The 18005-nt window shown below is 34.3% G+C and carries 19 protein-coding genes; 17 read left to right on the top strand and 2 right to left on the bottom strand.

The annotated features are described in order from the left end of the window. The first annotated feature begins 63 nt into the window (after nt 1–63). The 7 genes from fdxB to H6G25_RS03985 all read left to right on the top strand — a co-directional run bounded on the left by fdxB (nt 64) and on the right by H6G25_RS03985 (nt 6022). Nucleotides 64–357: a ferredoxin III, nif-specific gene (gene fdxB / locus H6G25_RS04015; RefSeq protein ID WP_028089711.1), complete on the top strand. Its 294-nt coding sequence runs from the start codon at nt 64–66 to the stop codon at nt 355–357. 411 nt (nt 358–768) lie between these two features. Further along, nucleotides 769–1704 (top strand): cytochrome c oxidase subunit II, encoded by a 936-nt coding sequence (locus H6G25_RS04010; RefSeq protein WP_028089712.1) that lies wholly within the window; start codon nt 769–771, stop codon nt 1702–1704. Between the two features lie 136 nt (nt 1705–1840). Then, nucleotides 1841–3520: a cytochrome c oxidase subunit I gene (gene ctaD / locus H6G25_RS04005; protein ID WP_190391349.1), complete on the top strand. Its 1680-nt coding sequence runs from the start codon at nt 1841–1843 to the stop codon at nt 3518–3520. A 77-nt stretch (nt 3521–3597) separates the two neighbouring features. Further along, on the top strand, nt 3598–4188 hold the full coding sequence (locus H6G25_RS04000; protein WP_190391348.1) for a heme-copper oxidase subunit III: 591 nt from the start codon (nt 3598–3600) through the stop codon (nt 4186–4188). A 96-nt stretch (nt 4189–4284) separates the two neighbouring features. Next, nucleotides 4285–4770 carry a hypothetical protein gene (locus H6G25_RS03995; protein ID WP_190391347.1) on the top strand — a complete coding sequence of 162 codons (486 nt, stop codon included), beginning with the start codon at nt 4285–4287 and terminating at the stop codon, nt 4768–4770. Between the two features lie 13 nt (nt 4771–4783). Beyond that, nucleotides 4784–5395: a cupin gene (locus tag H6G25_RS03990; RefSeq protein ID WP_190391346.1), complete on the top strand. Its 612-nt coding sequence runs from the start codon at nt 4784–4786 to the stop codon at nt 5393–5395. Between the two features lie 150 nt (nt 5396–5545). Beyond that, nucleotides 5546–6022, top strand: coding sequence for an ArsC/Spx/MgsR family protein (locus H6G25_RS03985; RefSeq protein WP_028083562.1), 477 nt, complete (start codon nt 5546–5548; stop codon nt 6020–6022). Nucleotides 6023–6187: 165 nt separating this feature from the next. Here the strand turns inward: H6G25_RS03985 and cysK are convergent, their stop codons facing one another. Further along, nucleotides 6188–7129 (bottom strand): cysteine synthase A, encoded by a 942-nt coding sequence (cysK, locus tag H6G25_RS03980; protein WP_190391345.1) that lies wholly within the window; start codon nt 7127–7129, stop codon nt 6188–6190. Nucleotides 7130–8051: 922 nt separating this feature from the next. Between cysK and H6G25_RS03975 the strand changes: the two genes are divergently transcribed. The 7 genes from H6G25_RS03975 (at nt 8052) to H6G25_RS03945 (ending at nt 11656) form a co-directional block, all read left to right on the top strand. Further along, nucleotides 8052–8480: a hypothetical protein gene (locus tag H6G25_RS03975; protein ID WP_190391344.1), complete on the top strand. Its 429-nt coding sequence runs from the start codon at nt 8052–8054 to the stop codon at nt 8478–8480. A 37-nt stretch (nt 8481–8517) separates the two neighbouring features. Continuing rightward, complete coding sequence (locus H6G25_RS03970) at nt 8518–8781, top strand: hypothetical protein (RefSeq protein WP_028083565.1); 264 nt, start codon at nt 8518–8520, stop codon at nt 8779–8781. Between the two features lie 2 nt (nt 8782–8783). Further along, nucleotides 8784–9095, top strand: a complete 312-nt coding sequence (locus tag H6G25_RS03965) for a hypothetical protein (protein ID WP_028089718.1) — start codon at nt 8784–8786, stop codon at nt 9093–9095. Between the two features lie 124 nt (nt 9096–9219). Then, nucleotides 9220–9555: a hypothetical protein gene (locus H6G25_RS03960; protein ID WP_028083567.1), complete on the top strand. Its 336-nt coding sequence runs from the start codon at nt 9220–9222 to the stop codon at nt 9553–9555. An 18-nt stretch (nt 9556–9573) separates the two neighbouring features. Continuing rightward, the gene (locus H6G25_RS03955; protein ID WP_190391343.1) at nt 9574–10572 is read left to right on the top strand and encodes an LLM class flavin-dependent oxidoreductase; all 999 of its coding nucleotides are present in this window, start codon (nt 9574–9576) and stop codon (nt 10570–10572) included. Then, nucleotides 10565–10936, top strand: coding sequence for a hypothetical protein (locus tag H6G25_RS03950; RefSeq protein WP_028083569.1), 372 nt, complete (start codon nt 10565–10567; stop codon nt 10934–10936). Before H6G25_RS03955 ends, H6G25_RS03950 begins: the two co-directional genes overlap by 8 nt. Before the next feature lie 108 nt (nt 10937–11044). Next, nucleotides 11045–11656, top strand: a complete 612-nt coding sequence (locus H6G25_RS03945) for a class I SAM-dependent methyltransferase (RefSeq protein ID WP_190391342.1) — start codon at nt 11045–11047, stop codon at nt 11654–11656. A 215-nt stretch (nt 11657–11871) separates the two neighbouring features. On the opposite strand, the gene H6G25_RS03940 is transcribed toward H6G25_RS03945, so the two are convergent. Further along, nucleotides 11872–12408, bottom strand: coding sequence for a hypothetical protein (locus H6G25_RS03940; protein ID WP_190391341.1), 537 nt, complete (start codon nt 12406–12408; stop codon nt 11872–11874). Nucleotides 12409–12788: 380 nt separating this feature from the next. Here H6G25_RS03940 and H6G25_RS03935 point away from each other — a divergent pair, with 380 nt between their 5' ends. From H6G25_RS03935 to H6G25_RS03925, 3 genes are all read left to right on the top strand, one after another. After that, the gene (locus tag H6G25_RS03935; protein ID WP_190391340.1) at nt 12789–15002 is read left to right on the top strand and encodes an Hsp70 family protein; all 2214 of its coding nucleotides are present in this window, start codon (nt 12789–12791) and stop codon (nt 15000–15002) included. A 103-nt stretch (nt 15003–15105) separates the two neighbouring features. After that, the gene (locus tag H6G25_RS03930) at nt 15106–15402 is read left to right on the top strand and encodes a hypothetical protein (protein WP_190391339.1); all 297 of its coding nucleotides are present in this window, start codon (nt 15106–15108) and stop codon (nt 15400–15402) included. Between the two features lie 61 nt (nt 15403–15463). Beyond that, on the top strand, nt 15464–17965 hold the full coding sequence (locus tag H6G25_RS03925; protein ID WP_190391338.1) for a hypothetical protein: 2502 nt from the start codon (nt 15464–15466) through the stop codon (nt 17963–17965). The last annotated feature ends 40 nt before the right edge of the window (nt 17966–18005 follow it).

Here is an 18005-nt window from a genome sequence, read left to right as displayed (position 1 = left end):
TTAGGCTAGTATGAAGATTAAAGGATTAACTAACATCTAGCTAAAATTGCTGAGGTTCGATTCATGGCTACATTCACAGGATTGACTTTTGGAGGTACTGCTTGGACTCCTAAATTTGCTCAAGAAATTGACAAAGATAAATGTATTGGTTGTGGCAGATGTATGAAAGTTTGTGGTCATAAAGTTTTGGGCTTAATGGCTTTGAACGAAGAAGGTGAATTTGTAGAAGATGAAGATGATGAGGAAATTGAACGGAAAGTAATGGTTGTTATTAAGCCAGAAAACTGTATTGGTTGTGAAGCTTGTTCTCGGATTTGTCCCAAGAATTGTTACAGTCATACCACTTTAGACCAGTAACATTTTGGGTAATTTTTAAACAGTTGATTTTTGTCATTCTCAGCAAGGTAACTAGAGGGTAATCTCGATATTTACAGAATTTATTTGAAAAGTTCAAGGTAAACAGAAACGTAGATCTTCAATTGTTATTATCTAAAAAATCATACTTGCTAGTATTTTTTCTACTTATATTTGGCTTATGAAAATATTAATTCTCAGATCCTCGATTTTTTCAAGAAGTCGGGGATTTTGTGGTTATCAATATGAAAAAATATGGAAGTTTAGCCATTTTTTGCTAGTTACAAGTTAGAACAGTAATAGTGAAAAATAAAAAGATGATTCTCTCTGTAAAAGAGAATTATTGATCTATAGAAACAAAGTCTATCTTCACTGACTATTGTTTTATTACTGTTTACAAAGCAGGTAGCATTTATGCAAAAAGTTCCTGTTTCGCTGTGGACACTGTTAGCTGGGATGATCATAGCCCCTATCAGTATCTGGATTGGTCAAAATCATCATTTATTACCGGAAGCAGCATCGCAACAAGCGCCTTTGGTAGATGGTTTTTTCAATATCATGTTGACAATTGCAGTAGCCCTTTTTTTAGTAGTTGAAGGGACAATTCTGCTGTTTCTAGTTATCTACAGACGACGAAAAGGAGATAATTCCGATGGTGTAACTGTAGAAGGTAACTTGAGTTTAGAGATTTTTTGGACAGCAATTCCTACGGTAATTGTAATCTTTTTAGGCATTTACAGCGTTGATATTTATAACCAAATGGGTGGTTTTGGTGTGGGTAGTCATCCTCACCATGGGTCAACAACTGCTATGAATGTTAGTCATACAACTAATATTGGTATTGGTGAAAATCCTCAAACCAAAAATAAACCTGCTGATTTAGTTGTAGATGTCAAAGGCATCCAATTTGCGTGGTTATTTAATTATCCTGTAAGTGGTGTTTCTGCTGGAGAATTGCACGTTCCCGTGGGTACTGATGTCCAATTAAATTTATCCGCAGATGATGTAATTCACTCTTTTTGGGTTCCCCAATTTCGTCTCAAACAAGATGCTATTCCTGGTGTTCCTACTCAACTGCGATTTACAGCTACAAAAACTGGTACTTATCCAGTAGTTTGTGCAGAATTATGTGGTGGTTATCATGGTTCAATGCGGACACAGGTAATTGTCCATGAACGAGAAGATTTTGATGCTTGGATGAGTGAAAATCAAATTGCTGAACATCAAGAGATAAATCAGGCTGTGGCTGTGAATTTAGAGAATTTATCCCCATCAGAATTTCTAGCCCCCTACACTCAGAATTTAGATGTAACTCCCGCAAATCTTGAGTCATTAGCCCATCAATTTTAGATTTTGGATTTGAGATTGATTCTTGTCTAAAATTTTGGATATTGAATCATCAAAATCGAAGTTTAAAATCTAAAGTTCAGTCGTTACTAATTATTAGCTAATAACTGAAACCTGACAAAAGACAACCAACAAAAATATGACACAAGTAGATTTTCCAGTTAATCCTCCACCTAATGAAAATCAAGCACCAACGCTGCTAAATACTCATAGTTCTCATCCCACAGCGTGGAAAGTTAGAGATTATTTCACATTTAATACCGATCACAAAGTGATTGGTATTCAATATTTAGTGACAGCCTTTGTATTCTATCTAATTGGTGGGTTAATGGCGATCGCAATTCGCACAGAATTAGCCACACCAGACTCAGATTTTATTGATCCAAATCTCTACAATGCCTTTATGACAAATCATGGAACAATCATGATTTTCCTATGGATTGTACCCAGTGCCATTGGTGGATTTGGTAACTATCTAGTTCCCTTAATGATGGGTGCTAGAGATATGGCTTTTCCTAAATTAAATGCGATCGCTTTTTGGTTAAATCCAGTCGCTGGATTATTACTATTACTAAGTTTTTTCTTTGGTGGTTCTCAATCTGGTTGGACCGCTTACCCACCATTAAGTTTAGTTACCGCCAACAACGCCCAAAGTTTATGGATTTTATCCATTGTTTTAGTTGGAACTTCTTCAATTTTAGGTTCTATTAACTTTGTCATCACCATTTTGATGATGAAAGTTCCCAGCATGAAATGGGATCAAGTTCCCCTATTTTGTTGGGCAATTCTAGCAACTTCCATCCTCGCACTTTTATCTACTCCAGTATTAGCAGCAGGTTTAATCTTGCTGTTATTTGATATTAACTTCGGGACATCTTTTTTCAAACCAGACGCAGGTGGTAATGTCGTTATTTACCAACATTTATTCTGGTTTTATTCCCACCCGGCAGTTTATTTAATGATTCTGCCGATTTTCGGAATTATGTCCGAAATTATTCCCACCCACGCCCGAAAACCGATTTTTGGTTATAAAGCCATTGCCTTCTCCACCGTTGCTATTTGCGTCGTTGGTTTATTCGTTTGGGTACACCATATGTTTACCAGTGGTACACCTGGATGGATGCGGATGTTCTTCACCATTTCCACACTCATAGTAGCAGTCCCCACTGGTGTAAAAATATTCGGTTGGGTAGCGACCCTCTGGGGCGGAAAAATCCGCTTTACCAGCGCCATGTTATTTGCTATCGGTTTACTTTCCATGTTCGTCATGGGCGGTTTAAGCGGTGTGACCATGGGAACAGCCCCCTTTGATGTTCACGTTCACGATACTTATTACGTAGTTGGTCATTTTCACTACGTTTTATTTGGTGGTTCAGTCTTTGGGATTTACGCAGGTATCTATCACTGGTTCCCCAAAATCACCGGTAGAATGATGAACGAAACCTGGGGACGAATTCATTTTATACTGACATTCATCGGTACAAACCTGACATTTCTACCCATGCACAAACTGGGTTTACAAGGAATGCCCCGCCGAGTTGCCATGTATGACCCCCAATTTGCCAGCTTAAACCAGCTTTGCACCATTGGCGCAATCCTTTTAGGTATTTCCGTCATTCCCTTCGCTTTAAACGCCATTTACAGTTGGCAAAAAGGCGAAATTGCTGGTGACAACCCCTGGGAAAGTTTAACTTTAGAATGGACAACCAGTTCCCCACCCATGATTGAAAACTGGGAAGTTTTACCAGTTGTTACCCATGGACCCTATGACTACGGACATCACCAGGAAGAATCATCAGTGACAGAAGCTATCAGTTAAAACCCAGAGGTATGCAGAGGTCTTTCGCGCCTTTGCACCTTTGCGTAAGACGAGAAAAAATTTACCAGGAAAATAATATGACTGCAATTACACCCAGTGAACATCACAGCGACGGAGAACATCCAGATTTACGAGTGTGGGGTTTAATCACATTTCTCGCTTCTGAATCTTTGATGTTTGGCGGATTTTTCGCCACCTATTTGTTTTTTAAAGGGACGACGGCAGTTTGGCCACCAGAAGGCACAGAAGTAGAATTATTTATCCCCGCCATTAACACTATCATCCTCGTTTCTAGCAGTTTTGTCATTCATTTTGGTGATATGGCAATTAAAAGAAATAGTGTAGGTTGGATGCGGTTTTGGTATTTTATCACCGCCATTATGGGTGCTGTATTCCTAGCAGGTCAAGTTTATGAATACATGAATTTAGGTTATGGATTCACTACCAATGTTTTCTCGAATTGCTTTTATTTAATGACAGGTTTTCATGGCTTGCACGTCTTTGTAGGACTGTTATTAATTTTAGGTGTCCTATGGCGTTCTTTCCGTCGTGGTCATTATTCTGCTACTAAACATACTGGCATAGAAATGGCGGAAATTTACTGGCACTTTGTTGATATTATTTGGATTATTCTCTTTACTTTGGTCTATCTTCTCAATATTTTGTAAAAATGGATTGTGAGTAATTCCCAATTACGAATTACTCATATTCTTGTCTAAAAGAATTATCAGAATTTCGGCAAAAACTTCTAGAAATTAACCATTATGGAAACCGATACCAATAGATTTTCATGGTTTGATGTTGCAGATGATATCAAAGAATTATTGATATTAGCCGCAGCCACCTGGGAAAATACAGAAGAATCTACAAAATATATGCAGCAAGCTTTGGCTAAAACAGCAGATAATACAGATATTTTAGTCGCAGCTTATAGATATTTTTACTACAAAAATAATTATGGTTTAGCACTGACAACAGCAGAGAAAATAACCGCTAAAATCAAAGCAGTAGAAAATCTATCTGATAATTGGGAAGAACTTAAACCTATCTTAATCAAACGTCAGGAAGAACCCCAAATCAGATTGTATTTGAATGCTTATGCTGCTTCTGGTTTGGTATTAGCTAAACTAGGAAAAATAGAGGAAGCGAAGGAAATTAGTAGTAGAATTAAAGGTATTGATGACAAAAATGATTTTGGTGCTGGTATTCTGCTCGATATTTTAACTCGTCCACCGGAAACAGATGATTAAACTTTCATAAATTATGCAAGGTAAAGATTGGTTTGTTGCAGCAAATGGAGAATATCAAATTTGTAAATCAGCAAGATCATGGGATTTATTGCAGGATAATTATCGTCTATATCGCTTTTTAACCGAAGTGGAAGATGTACTCAATCATGTTGAAGAAGAATCAACCCAACTTCCAGCCATAAGAACCCTAGTAAGACGATTAATTGTTAATTCCTATTGGGTACAAAGTCAGTTTTTAAAACCTGATGCCAAAACGGGAATTTCTGTTTTATTATTATATGATGAATTAGGATTTCCCTTAACAGTACAAACAGTAACATTTGCACCAGGAACAACTTCCACTATTCATAATCATGGCACATGGGGAGTAATCGCAATATTAAAAGGTCAGGAAAAAAACACATTTTGGCGACGTACTGAAAATCCTGACTTCCCTGATCAAATTGAAAAAACAGGAGAAATAAACTTATTTCCAGGTGACATTATCAGCTTTACATCTGAGACAATACATCATGTTCAAGCAATGGGTGAAGAACCAACAGTAACATTTAATATTTATGGAGAAACCAACCCAAAACAGAGATTTGAATTTGATATAATTAACCACATTGCTAAAAATTTTTAAAGAATTTTCAAGCTAATGGCAAAAATAAAAAATGTTATAATTTCGGGATATAGGTGTTAGCTATCAATCAAAAAAAATCATCTTGAATCTGCGTTTATCTGCGTTTATCTGCGTTTAATTTACATCCAGAAATCAATAGGAGAAATAGCAATGGCCAGAGTAATTTTCTATGAAAAACCAGGCTGTAAAAACAATACCAGACAAAAAGTATTACTCACAGCCGCAGGTCATGAAGTGGTAGCATATAGTTTATTAACAGAACCTTGGACAGTGGAAAAATTACGGTCATTTTTTGGCGATCGCCCGGTAATAGAATGGTTTAATAAAGCCGCACCCAGGGTAAAATCAGGAGAGGTGAATCCTGAAAATATCACCGCTGAAAATGCTTTAATCATGATGCTGAGAGATCCTTTATTAATTCGTCGTCCTTTGATACAAGTAGGAGACAGAAGAGAAATCGGTTTTGATGTGGAAAAAATTGACACATGGATAGGCTTAAAACCTGTGGATGAATCTTTGCAACAAATGAGCGAAAAACTGATGCAGCAAGACCTCCAAGGCTGTGCTAATAAAGATAATCACGACCACCATCATGGTCAAGGTGGTTGTAAAAATCACAAACAATAACTAACAATTTAGTAGGGTGTGTTAGCGTCAGCGTAACGCACCCGTGAACAGTTTATTTTTTAAGTCTATATATTAATAAATATTGGTGCGTTATTAAAAAAGATTTTGTTGGGTAACAAAAGAGTTAACCCAACTTACAAAATATTCAGAATTTGGTTGAATTAATTAACTCATCAAATCTTGAAACATAGCGGTACTTAAATAGCGTTCACCAAAGGAAGGTTGAATCACCACAATTAATTTACCCGCATTCTCTGGGCGTTTACCGACAACAATAGCCGCACATAAAGCCGCACCAGAAGATATTCCCGACAATAAACCCTCTTCTCTGGCCAATCTACGCCCATACGCTATTGCATCTATATCATCAACTTGGACTATCTCATCAATTAAGTCTTGACGCAAAACATCAGGAACAAAGCCCGCACCAATACCTTGAATTTTATGAGGACCCGGTTTACCGCCTGATAAAATGGGACTGTTGCTAGGTTCTACCGCAATAGCTTGAAAACTGGGTTTGCGTTGTTTAATCACTTCTGCAATACCAGTAATTGTACCACCTGTTCCTACCCCAGCAATTAAAATATCAACTTCTCCGTCCGTATCCGCCCAAATTTCCTCAGCGGTGGTTTCTCTGTGGATTTTCGGATTGGCAGGGTTAGCAAATTGCTGTAACATAAAAGCATGGGGAGTATTCGCCACAATTTCCTCTGCTTTATTAATTGCTCCTCGCATTCCTTGAGTACCGGGTGTTAACTCCAAACTCGCACCATAAGCCCGCAGCATGGCGCGTCTTTCTTGACTCATGGTTTCAGGCATGGTTAAAATCAATTTGTAGCCTCGCGCGGCTGCTACCATAGCTAACGCAATACCTGTATTACCGGAAGTTGGTTCAACTAAAACCGTTTTTCCTGGCGAAATTAAACCTTCAGCTTCAGCGGAAAGAATCATACTTACGCCAATTCTGTCTTTGACAGAGGCCGCAGGATTCATACTTTCTAATTTGACAACTATCCTGGCCTTCACTCCTTCAGCTTGGGGAATTTTATTTAACTGAATTAATGGAGTTTTTCCAATTAGTTCTGTTACATCTTTAGCAATTCGCATTTTTTAACTCCTAAACTCCTAAAGTTTATATATTAAACTATTTTGATCAAGTATTTATCTCATTGAGTATTGGTATTAACCACGCTTATTCTAGCATAATTTATATCTATTTCACCAAAAATATTAGTAATTAAAAACTATTAGATTCGTAGGTTGGGTTGAAGCATGAAACCCAACATGAGCGTTGGGTTGCGCTGTCGCTTAACCCAACCTACAAAAATGGTGAAGATATTGATTCATGAGCCTTGGGTTGTTGTCGCTTAACCCAACCTACAAAAATGGTGAAGGTATTGATTCATGAGCCTTGGGTTGCTGTCGCTTAACCCAACCTACAAAAATGGTGAAGATATTGATTATTGAAAATAATACTGTTTTACCTTCCTAAGAATATCTTAATGTTGTTTCTGAGTTATTTAAGATATCTTAGGCTTATCTTTGTCATGGAATGATGTAATTTGAGTACAGTTTGTACTTGGAAATTTTCTTAGCAAAATATCTAAAACTCATAGTCTGTCTTGGGTTGAGTTTGAGTACAAAATACCCCGTCCCCTTTTTCAAAAATGCTAGTCCCCCACTCAATAAATACTAGCACCCCAACCCCAAAAAATATTTTAATTTCTTTTAAATGCTTACCAAATCAGGATCACAGAATTTGAGTAATGTCGTAATTATCTTAATAATATTAACTTGAGTCGCTGAAAATTGGCACTAAAAAGGGAACTGATATAAACGATATAGGATTTACGCAGAGATTCCCCTCTACCCCCCGAAGTTCCTCAGATGAAAGTCTGACGAATCAGGGGGGACTTCTTAACTCCTGTATTTGTCATCAGCATATTTTGAATAAAAAAGGTGCAAAAAATCAACATACTCATAAAAATTTTCTTTCTAGGTAATTAAGTCCTGGTAAGGGAGAATAAACATGAAAGTGAAATTTTTAAATCTGCTGACTGTAAGTTTAGTAACTTTAGCATTAATTTCTCCAGGGATCATAGTATTTGCTATAGTTTGGGGACAACATAAAGAGTTCGTTAAAACACAGAATTTATCCTGTGAATTGCAGAAAATAAATATAGCATCTTCAGCATTAGTTCCCCAAACAAAAATTATCAATACTCAGTTATCTTTAGTCAAATCCCAACCATCTGATCACAATTTTCTGCATCAACTAAAAATTACTGCAAAAAAATATAAATTAGCGACAATTTTGCAATGGTTATTTTTAGTAACACCCATTTTTATTGGTGTAGTAATTATCGCTTATGACAGATATCTTGTCTATCGTGCTGCTGTATTAAAAGAACACATTGCTATGTTAGAAAGAATGTGGGAACAAAGCATCGAACAGTAATTTTTCAACTTAATCATTCACAATAAACTAAATTATCATGACAGACGAACGCCAAACCCAGTATTTTAATTTAATTGATGAACTTCTGCAATGTCCTAATGGTCAAGAACCAGAAGTTTTAGAAGCAAAACCAGAATTAATTGACTCTGGTTTAGTGCAATCAATGTTACAAGTAGCCACAATGTTTGCTCATCAAGGTAATCAAGATGGGGCGCAATTTCTATTTTTTGTTGCTAAACAATTAGCCAAAGAATTAGGTTTATATCCTGAAGTTTCTGATCAAGTTGTCACTCAGGAGTAATCATGTTATTGACTGCAACTGATGCTGGAAAAATATCATTAGAATTTCTCTTAGCAGATTGGAATATTGCTGATGATTTTAGAGATTGGTTTACAGTATTTAATTCTCGCTTAATGGGTGAGAGTTGGTATATTGTAGAATTGGGTGTAGAGGGATTACCTGATAGATGGTTTATGCAGGTTTATGACACAGGAGTTTGTGACCCTAATTATACTTTTATCTCCCCAATTGCTGGTGCAGAAGGATATACAGATTTAACAAATCTACCAGATATTATTGCCGATGTTTTAGTAGCAGAACGTAATTCTCGATAAAAATTGGAAATCTTGAGATCCTCGACTTATTCAAAAAGTCTGGGATCTTTATTTTTGTTATGCTTAAATGACAATTATATGTTATAATAAATAGAGTTATGGACGCTACAGAAGAATCAGTCAAATGATTACTGAAGACATCCTAGCCCAAGAATTTCTCAGAGTGGTAGATGACTATTATCCGTCCGTGGGAGAACTTTTAGAAGGCTGCCACGTGAAAGTTATCACTTGCTTTTGGGGACGACCTGCAAAACGGTTTCAATATATAGGAATTTATTGTCGAGAAGACATAATGCCCTATATTCAAGCCCAAAAACAAATCCTCAGAGAATTAGCTGAAAATATGGGGCTAATTCAAGTAGTTTGTCTCAATGCTAAACGATTGCTACGTGATCCTATGTCGAAGTTAAAACAGTCTGAACCTCGATTATGGTTGGAGTTGCAATTAGTGGCAGCCTAATCTAATATTTGGTTAACAATGAAAACAGGACTTTTCTGCAATTACGAAAATCATCACCATGATGCTAGACGCACTATCTTTGAACAAGTTTTATTGGTGAAGGAGGCTGAAAGTTTAGGTTTTGAAGAAGCCTGGGTAACAGAACATCATTTTAATGAGTTCAATCTCAGTCCTTCAATTCTGCTATTGTTGGCACATTTGGCAGGTGTGACTTCGCAAATTCGTCTAGGAACTGCGGCTGTATTATTGCCATTTCACCAACCAATTCGCGTTGCTGAAGATATTGCTACCTTGGATAATCTTTGTAGTGGTAGGTTGGCTTTTGGAGTAGCTAAAGGTGGACCTTTTCCCCAGCAAAATAAACATTTTGGTGTGAAAATGCAGGAATCTCGCACCAGAATGTTAGAATCAGTGGCATTGATTCAAAAGCTATTATATGAAACTAACGTATCATTTAATGGCGAATATTATCAATGCGAAAATCTGACGATACAACCCCAACCACTGCAAAAACCAATTCCTATATATGTTGCTAGTGGTGATGATGATGCAGTTAAATTTGCTGCTGAAAATTCCTTTGGTTTAATGGGGGGTCCGCCGTTTTCTTTAGCAAGACTAAAGAAGACGGTTAATAAATATCGGGAATTTAATCAAAGTGGTGCAGAAAAGTTCCTGTTAGCGCGGTTCTTTTTTGTGGGTAAAACTCATGATCAAGCGGTAAATGAAGCATTACCTTTTATTCGTCATTTTAGCAAAGAAATGACGGCTAACTCAACTCAAGTAATGGAAAAAAGTCCTCAACAACCAGCATTTGATCGGACAAATATTTGTTTTGATGAGGACTATTTGCTGGAAAATTCAATTATCGGTGATGTCAACGGTTGTCGTGACAAAATCAAGAAATTTCAGGACGAATTAGATCTCAGCACACTAGCGTTAAAACCTTCATCTTTTTCATTACAAAAAAATCGAGAAAGTTTACAACGCTACAATCAAGAGGTGCGGAATTATGTCTAAACTTTCCCTACTTCCTCCCGATGATTTACCTCCGACTAAGGTAACAAAAGAGGATGGAATGCTACATTTAGAGTTGGAACAGTCTATTGGTAAATGCTTCTTTTATGCGTGCGATCGCATTACCCAAGTATTACTATCTAATTGTCAGTGGTACATGACCACAAATAAGACGACTTTGATGTTAATTGTAGACTGTCCTGATCTGGTTGCCTATTGGCATATAGTTAGTAATATTCCCCAATTAGGAAATAGGCTGGAAAGATTCACTAAAGATGCCAAAATTCGCGTTTATCCTCCTTTTGGTAAAGGATCACCCTTTGAAATTGGAGTCAATGAAATTTCAGCTTATCGAGATTGGTTGTAAGTCCTAAATTATATTTTAATCACTAAAATCACCAGATCCCCGACTTTTCAAGAAGTCGGGGATTTATCTTCTATCTTGTTATAATAAAATAAATACAATATACCAGCCATGATTAACAACATGATTAATAACAAAAAAGAACTATTTGATCGTTGGGCAAATAGTTATGATTGGACATTTCCTTCCTTTATTTATCAAGCAATTCATAAAAGATTACTTTCCCAAGTTGAATTATCAGCAAATGCCAATGTACTTGATTTAGGTTGTGGAACAGGTAGATTATTAAATAGATTAGCAAATCAGTTTCCAGAAATTACAGGCACAGGTTTAGATTTATCTCCGCAAATGTTGCGGGTAGCGAGGCAAAATAACCGCCACCGTCCCCGCTTAATTTACCTTGAAGGTAATGCCGAAAATCTCCCCTTTGTAGAGGGACAATTTAACGCGGTTTTTAATACTATCAGCTTCTTGCATTATCCCCAACCAGACCAGGTTTTAAAAGAAGTAGCAAGGGTACTTTCTCCCGGTGGTAAATTTTATTTAGTGGACATTACTTTTAACAACTCATCATCATGTCAAATTACACCCCATTCTCATACAGCAGTTAGATTTTATAGCCAAAAACAAAGAGAAGAAATGGGGAATAATGCCGGTTTAACTTGTGTAGGTCATTATGACTTATTAGGGTTTGTATTATTAACTGTTTTTCAGAAAAAATAATGAAAATAGTTGATTAAATTTTGGAATTATAAACATAAAATGTGTAGGTTGGGTTAAGCGATAGCGCAACCCAACTAATTATTTATATTATTTATTTATACTCAATTTTTGTCTGAATCAGGATGTACAGGATGGAAATACTGTTTAGTATCCCCGAATTCTATGATCATTTATTGGTGAGGAGGAAGGTGTTAAAAGAAGTCGATGCTCTGAATTTAGCCTTGTTGCTGATTTTTGATTAATAATAATTTTTGTTGTAGTTCCTGATTCATATTTGCATTATTTTCCAAATCTCTGAACATTTCTGCTATAGTTTCTATTACAGTTTGCTTAATTAACTCTTTCAGTTGATTTATGGTAATATGTTTAAATTCTAGGGGTGTGATTTGATCAATTGATATAGCAGAATCTTTGAGAATTGCATCATCACTTTCATAATACATTTGATGTCTAAATTCTTCAAGTGAATGATTTTCATGATTCTTAATATTGTCTATTTTTAGTCTTTTTACAGTAGCAATAAAATTAGATTTTTTAATATTTTCTCCTAATTGATCAGAAATAACTTGCCATAATTCTGAGGCTACATATCTGAGATGTCCTGAACTACAATGATATTTATTGGCTATTTCTGAATAGGTTTGATTTTCAATTGTTCCTTGTAATATCGCCTGTTCTAAATCAGTAAGATGTCTTCCTTTTCTCATAAATACTAACTGATCAGCTAGAATTAATATATCTTTCAATTCCATAACTAATAATTAACAAAAAACAAAAGAAAAAGGCTTTTAGATTCAGATACACAGTATCACATACCTGTAATCATAGCATTAAATATAATTTAAACGCTATTTGTTACTAAATTTTACTTATATTTATTATTATACATAATATTATTTTTTAAGTGAAAATTCGTAACATACATATATCTTATGATTTCAGTTTTATTACTGAGTAAGTTCATATCTATAAGTATAACTTTGAAGAGTTTAGCTGCTGTTATAAATTTAGGTTATTTGTTTTATTTCTCACTAAATACCTAACAAAATCTTACATTTCCTGACAATCCAAAATGTAAATCTATTTAAAAAAAGTGCAATAATGTAGAAAATTAACGTTGTCAGGTATAAACATGGGTAATTTTGTTGGTATTGATTTGGGTACTACTAACTCTGTAGCTGCTTTTAAGTTGGCTGAATTGGAAGTAGTAACAGCTGATGGTAATACTCAACCAGATAAAAAGTTAACGAAATCCGTAGTTGCGTGTGATCAAGGAAAAATTATTGTTGGTGATACTGCTTATAATCAATTACGTGCAGATCCTGAAAATGTGATTATTTCTATTAAGCGTTTAATGGGTAGAGGGTTTGGTGATGAGGTTGTACAACAACAATTATCTAAATTTGCTTATAAAGTTACTAAATTAAGTAGTGGTACAGAAAATAGTTTAGCGGTACATCTGGATGGGAAAGAGTACGAACCAGAGGATATTTCCGCAGAAATTCTCAAAAAAGTGGTAGAAAATGCCCAAAAATATCAGCAGCAAATGGGACAAACTGGTACTATTAATCAAGCTGTAATTACGATTCCTGCTTATTTTAATGATAAACAAAGATACGCTACTCAAAGAGCAGCAATTAAAGCGGGATTAGCAAAACCAGAATTATTACCAGAACCAACTGCGTCCGCTATTTCCTATGGTTTTAAACCAGATAGTGATGATGTGAAAACTATTTTGGTTTATGACTTTGGTGGAGGTACATTTGATTCTTCAATTATTACTTCAACAGGAAAGGATTTTATTGAGTCAGGAAAAGCAGGAGATTTATGGTTAGGTGGTGATGATATTGATCATCAAATCATGGATTATGTGAAATTACAAGTAGCTGAGAAAGAAGGTTTAGGACATATAGATAGTTTAATTCAAAAAATGCCGCATTATCAGAAAGTTCGCTTTTTAGGTGATTTGAAAATTGCGGTAGAACAGGCAAAAATTCAATTAAGTAAAAAAGATTCTGTAAATATTATTCCTTCTACTCCCTTAATTGATGATTTGGGAATGACGGTCTATATTGATGTTACTTTGAGTAGAGAACAATTTGAAAAAATGATTGCTCCAATGGTAGAGCGTTCTATTAATATCTGTCAAGTAGCGGTAAGAGAATCAGGGTTTGAATTAGATTTAGTTGATGTGGTTTTATTGGTGGGTGGTTCTTCCCAAATTCCTTATGTACAACGTCAGGTTAAACAAGTATTTGGTGTAGAAAAAGTAGTAGTTCATCCCCGTCCAATGTATGCTGTAGCTGAAGGTGCTGCTATTGTTGCTGCTGGTTTAGTAGATAAAACTTCGACAGTTTCTAGAGATTATTGTATAGAATTAGTAGACGAACCACGTCATATAATTATTCACAGAAATGAAAATTTACCTGTGACAACTTCTCACACTTTTAAAACTGAAGCTGATGGACAAGGTTTAATTCACTTTAAATTTTTTAGTCCTGATCAAGTGAGGGAAGATTTAGAAAAGAAACGATCAGAAGAATATATTGGTGGTATGTGGTTAGCTTTGCATAAACCTTATCCTAAAGGTACGGAACTATTGGTTACTGCTGAATTAGATGAGAATAATGGATCTTTACAAATTACTGCTGCTTTAAAAAATGATCCTGCTGTAAAAGTTAGTCATTCATTTTCTAGAGGTGATAGAGATGAAGGTATTTCTAAAGAAGTAGAACAGTTAATTAATGATTTGAATGAGGAGGGAGCATTAACAGAGAAAGGTGTAAATAAAGTTTATGAAATTGCTGGTACTGTGGTAACGGCTGCTAACCAAATTAGCGATAGAAACGGTATAATTCAAAGTGATAGACAAGCAATTGCAGAAGCTAAATTACAGGAATTAAAGGCTTTTAGTTCTGACGATTATCATTTAGCTAATAGTTTAATTGTGGATTTTAGATTTATTGTAGAAGTGTGTGATCAATATCTTACCGATGATCAAAAAATCAGATTAAGACGATTAATTGAGGAATTAGAAACAGCAGTCAGAACTAACAATTTATCAGCAATTCAAAAATTAGTAGAAGATGGTAACAAAGAAAGTAGAAACTTACCAGAGATTGTCAATTTAATTCTAGCCTGTAGGGAAGGTGTAGCGCGTGCTAATCAGATTAACCCCAGTGCAGCTAAAGTATTAAGTATGAAATTCGGACAAATGCTAGATGCAATGGAACGTGGTAATGGTAGTGAAGCTGAGAGAATTTTATCGGAAATAATTCCTGAATTACAACATTATTTAGGACAAGATTTACCAACCATGAATATTGCTACAGGTTTGACTAAATAATAGTTGATTGCTCAATTGTAGCACTTGATAAATTGGTGGGCAAGATGCCCGCACCACAAAATTAATTAAAATCAATTCACATTAATAATAGAAAGAGAAAATTATGAATAAAAAACTCAGTTGTCCAGTGTGCGATCGCCAAGAAATTGTAGAATCAATTTGTCCTAATTGTGAAACCGATCTTTCTCCTTTAAGAATGTTGGAGGAATTACCTGAAGTAGATAAAACTAACTCTTTAGAATCTGTAATTATTCCAGTTTTACCAGATTTAGAACCAACTATATCTGAAAATAGAGAAGAAAATAGAGAATCTGAATCTAGTTCTATATCTAATCAGCAAATATTACTATTTATTGTGTCGTTTGTTATTTTCTTTGTGTTTAGCAATATCTTTAAGTAAATCTATTAACTTACTGGATATTTAATAAGTTTGTGCATCTTATCAAAATCAGGAATAAACAATGAATAAAATGATCAATTCTGTCAGTAAATTAATATTTGGTGTTGGTGTTGTTGATATTTTAGAACAAATTACATGGTCAGAGAAACAAGCTAAACAAGCAGATAATTTAGCTAATAAAAAGAATTTACAAGCAGCGGTAGATATTACTGTGAAGATTCTGGAACGTTGGTCAAAATCTCCAAATTTTTTAGAACAAAAGTTACGTGAACGTAAATTAGATAATCTCTTAAAAGATGTACAACAAAAACAAAAAAAATGGCAACTTCAAATTAAGCAAGTTGAAAAATTTATCACAGATGCAGATACTATCTTAAATCAAGATAAAAATAATCCTTTTGATACTAATTTATTAGCACAAGCATTAACTATATATCAACAATCTCGAAATTTTAATTATAGTGAAATAGTATTAAGTAAAATTAGTAAAATTCAAGCAGAGATTGAGAAAAGAAATAACTTCCAGTTATTAGTTAAACAAGGACAAGAAGCTGGAAACCAAATGTTTTATAAACAATCTTTAGAAAAATTTACTGAAGCCAAGAAACTATTCGATTATCCTACTCTAGTAGAACCTATTCAAGCTTGTGAGTCAAGAATTAACTATGAAGAAAAATATGAACAATATTTAATCCAAGCTAATAAATTAGCACAAGGGGGAGAGTTTCAAAAAGCCATTAAATTAATTCAACCTATTGTGAGTAAATTTCCTCGCTATGATGGTAAGCAATTTTTAGAAAAATTACAGAATGTGGAGAATGGTAAAATTTGTTTTCATGCGGGTTTATTAGCAGAAAAAAATCATGATTTAGAAACTGCAAAATCTAAATATCAAGAAGCATTGTTAATTTTACCACATTTAGAAAAATGTTGGACTAGATTAAATATTATTGAAATTAAAAATCAAAAATATCAACGAGTTTTATCTAATCTGACAAATATTAATAATTCTACAGCAGCTTATCTGCGCGGTTATATTTATGCACAACAAGGTGATTTTACTACAGCAGATAATGAATGGAGAAAATTTCCGAGTGAGGTTGTAGAAGAACAAAGAAAACTATTATTAGATTTAGTAAAAAGACAAAAAATGGTAATAATTAAAACAATTGAAAATTTAGTGACAATGGGGGAGTTACTAGAAGCAAAAAAAGTCAGTTTAGAATTTTTACAACAATATGGTGATGAAAGTATTGTATTGAACAACTTAAATAATCACATTGAACCTGCAATAATAGGAGAAAAATGGAAGCAAAACGACTGGGAAAAATTAGCGCGAGAATGTGAACAGGAATGGAGAAATAAAAAAGATATTGTGTCTTTACATAATTGGGCGATTTCCACCTATTATTACAGTCAAATTGATCCTAGTAAATTGAGAGAATTAATTACCGCTTGGTCAATTTTTCTCACCAATATTTATAATAATCCTGTTTGGAAGAATATCATTTGGTTAGATTATCATAAAATCAATTTTACAGAAGTTGTCACTAAAGTTCAACAAATTTTAGAAAATAGAATTGAAGACATTAAAGAAACAGATTTATCAGAATACCTACATTTAAGAGATTTATACCGTCGAGAAAATGCTTATTGGAAATTAATTAATCTTGCAGAAAAACCATCAAAAAAATCAAGTCTTATGTTCAATAATTTGTTAGTTTCTCCTGCTGGTGCTAAGTATTTCAGTAATAATTCTTTACAGAATTATTTAAAGTCAGTTATTTATAATGAGCAATTATGTCAAGCATTATATACTAATTGGGGTTTAGCCATAGCAGCTTGTTTACAAGGAGATATGGAAAGAGCAATTAAAATCAAACCTAATAATCAACCTTATTTAGAAATAGAAAAATATGCCCACTCATGGCTATGTTATCATGAGGGTTGCTATTTATTAAAAAATAATGATAGTTGGGAACAAGCGGGAGAAATTTTAAAGCAAGCTCGTCACCTAATTGTATTTAACAATGAATGGATTGAAAGTTTAGATAATATTTTCAACAAAAAGCGTAATCAAATCAAAAATTTATCAGAACATTTACAATTTGCTAAATTATGGGTTGATTTGCTAAACAGTCAAAATGCTAAAAGTTATTTAGCAGAAATGAAAGCAGAAGAGGTAAGAGAAGAAATAGTAACTGAAAAAATTGCTTTACGACAAGCATTAAGAAAATTTCAAGAAATCAAACAAATAGATGCTAATAATTCTGTAGTTTTGGATTTAATTGAAAAAACAGAATCAATTATAGAAAAAGAAGACGTATTTAATATGATTAAGAATAATAATTTTGATGGTGCTGTGCAAGCTGCTAAAAGATCCCGTTATTCTGAAGTGCGTTTGATGGTTACTGATCTTTGTATAGATATTTTACTAAATGGCATCAAAAACAACTCATTATATCATGATGATGTTATCAAATTATGCAATTGGGCTTATCAATTATCTCCTGATGATCCCAGAGTTAGAGAGATTAGATATCTTTTAGGTGTTCGTTTTTAATATCCAATACTACAGACGCTCATTTATCAGTAATCAACAA

This window comes from Dolichospermum sp. FACHB-1091 (assembly GCF_014697585.1).
Lineage (GTDB): Bacteria > Cyanobacteriota > Cyanobacteriia > Cyanobacteriales > Nostocaceae > Dolichospermum.
Note: the sequence above shows the minus strand (reverse complement) of the source record. Positions and strands in the feature narration are given on the sequence as shown.

Coding starts and splice junctions, on each gene's coding strand:
- H6G25_RS03990 (WP_190391346.1), top strand. CDS start 4,784: ATGCAAGGTAAAGATTGGTTTGTTGCAGCAAATGGAGAATATCAAATT.
- H6G25_RS03935 (WP_190391340.1), top strand. CDS start 12,789: ATGGGTAATTTTGTTGGTATTGATTTGGGTACTACTAACTCTGTAGCT.
- H6G25_RS04010 (WP_028089712.1), top strand. CDS start 769: ATGCAAAAAGTTCCTGTTTCGCTGTGGACACTGTTAGCTGGGATGATC.
- H6G25_RS03940 (WP_190391341.1), bottom strand. CDS start 12,408: ATGGAATTGAAAGATATATTAATTCTAGCTGATCAGTTAGTATTTATG.
- H6G25_RS03965 (WP_028089718.1), top strand. CDS start 8,784: ATGTTATTGACTGCAACTGATGCTGGAAAAATATCATTAGAATTTCTC.
- H6G25_RS03970 (WP_028083565.1), top strand. CDS start 8,518: ATGACAGACGAACGCCAAACCCAGTATTTTAATTTAATTGATGAACTT.
- H6G25_RS03950 (WP_028083569.1), top strand. CDS start 10,565: ATGTCTAAACTTTCCCTACTTCCTCCCGATGATTTACCTCCGACTAAG.
- H6G25_RS03945 (WP_190391342.1), top strand. CDS start 11,045: ATGATTAACAACATGATTAATAACAAAAAAGAACTATTTGATCGTTGG.
- cysK (WP_190391345.1), bottom strand. CDS start 7,129: ATGCGAATTGCTAAAGATGTAACAGAACTAATTGGAAAAACTCCATTA.
- H6G25_RS04000 (WP_190391348.1), top strand. CDS start 3,598: ATGACTGCAATTACACCCAGTGAACATCACAGCGACGGAGAACATCCA.
- H6G25_RS03985 (WP_028083562.1), top strand. CDS start 5,546: ATGGCCAGAGTAATTTTCTATGAAAAACCAGGCTGTAAAAACAATACC.
- H6G25_RS03975 (WP_190391344.1), top strand. CDS start 8,052: ATGAAAGTGAAATTTTTAAATCTGCTGACTGTAAGTTTAGTAACTTTA.
- H6G25_RS03955 (WP_190391343.1), top strand. CDS start 9,574: ATGAAAACAGGACTTTTCTGCAATTACGAAAATCATCACCATGATGCT.
- fdxB (WP_028089711.1), top strand. CDS start 64: ATGGCTACATTCACAGGATTGACTTTTGGAGGTACTGCTTGGACTCCT.
- H6G25_RS03995 (WP_190391347.1), top strand. CDS start 4,285: ATGGAAACCGATACCAATAGATTTTCATGGTTTGATGTTGCAGATGAT.
- ctaD (WP_190391349.1), top strand. CDS start 1,841: ATGACACAAGTAGATTTTCCAGTTAATCCTCCACCTAATGAAAATCAA.
- H6G25_RS03960 (WP_028083567.1), top strand. CDS start 9,220: ATGATTACTGAAGACATCCTAGCCCAAGAATTTCTCAGAGTGGTAGAT.
- H6G25_RS03925 (WP_190391338.1), top strand. CDS start 15,464: ATGAATAAAATGATCAATTCTGTCAGTAAATTAATATTTGGTGTTGGT.
- H6G25_RS03930 (WP_190391339.1), top strand. CDS start 15,106: ATGAATAAAAAACTCAGTTGTCCAGTGTGCGATCGCCAAGAAATTGTA.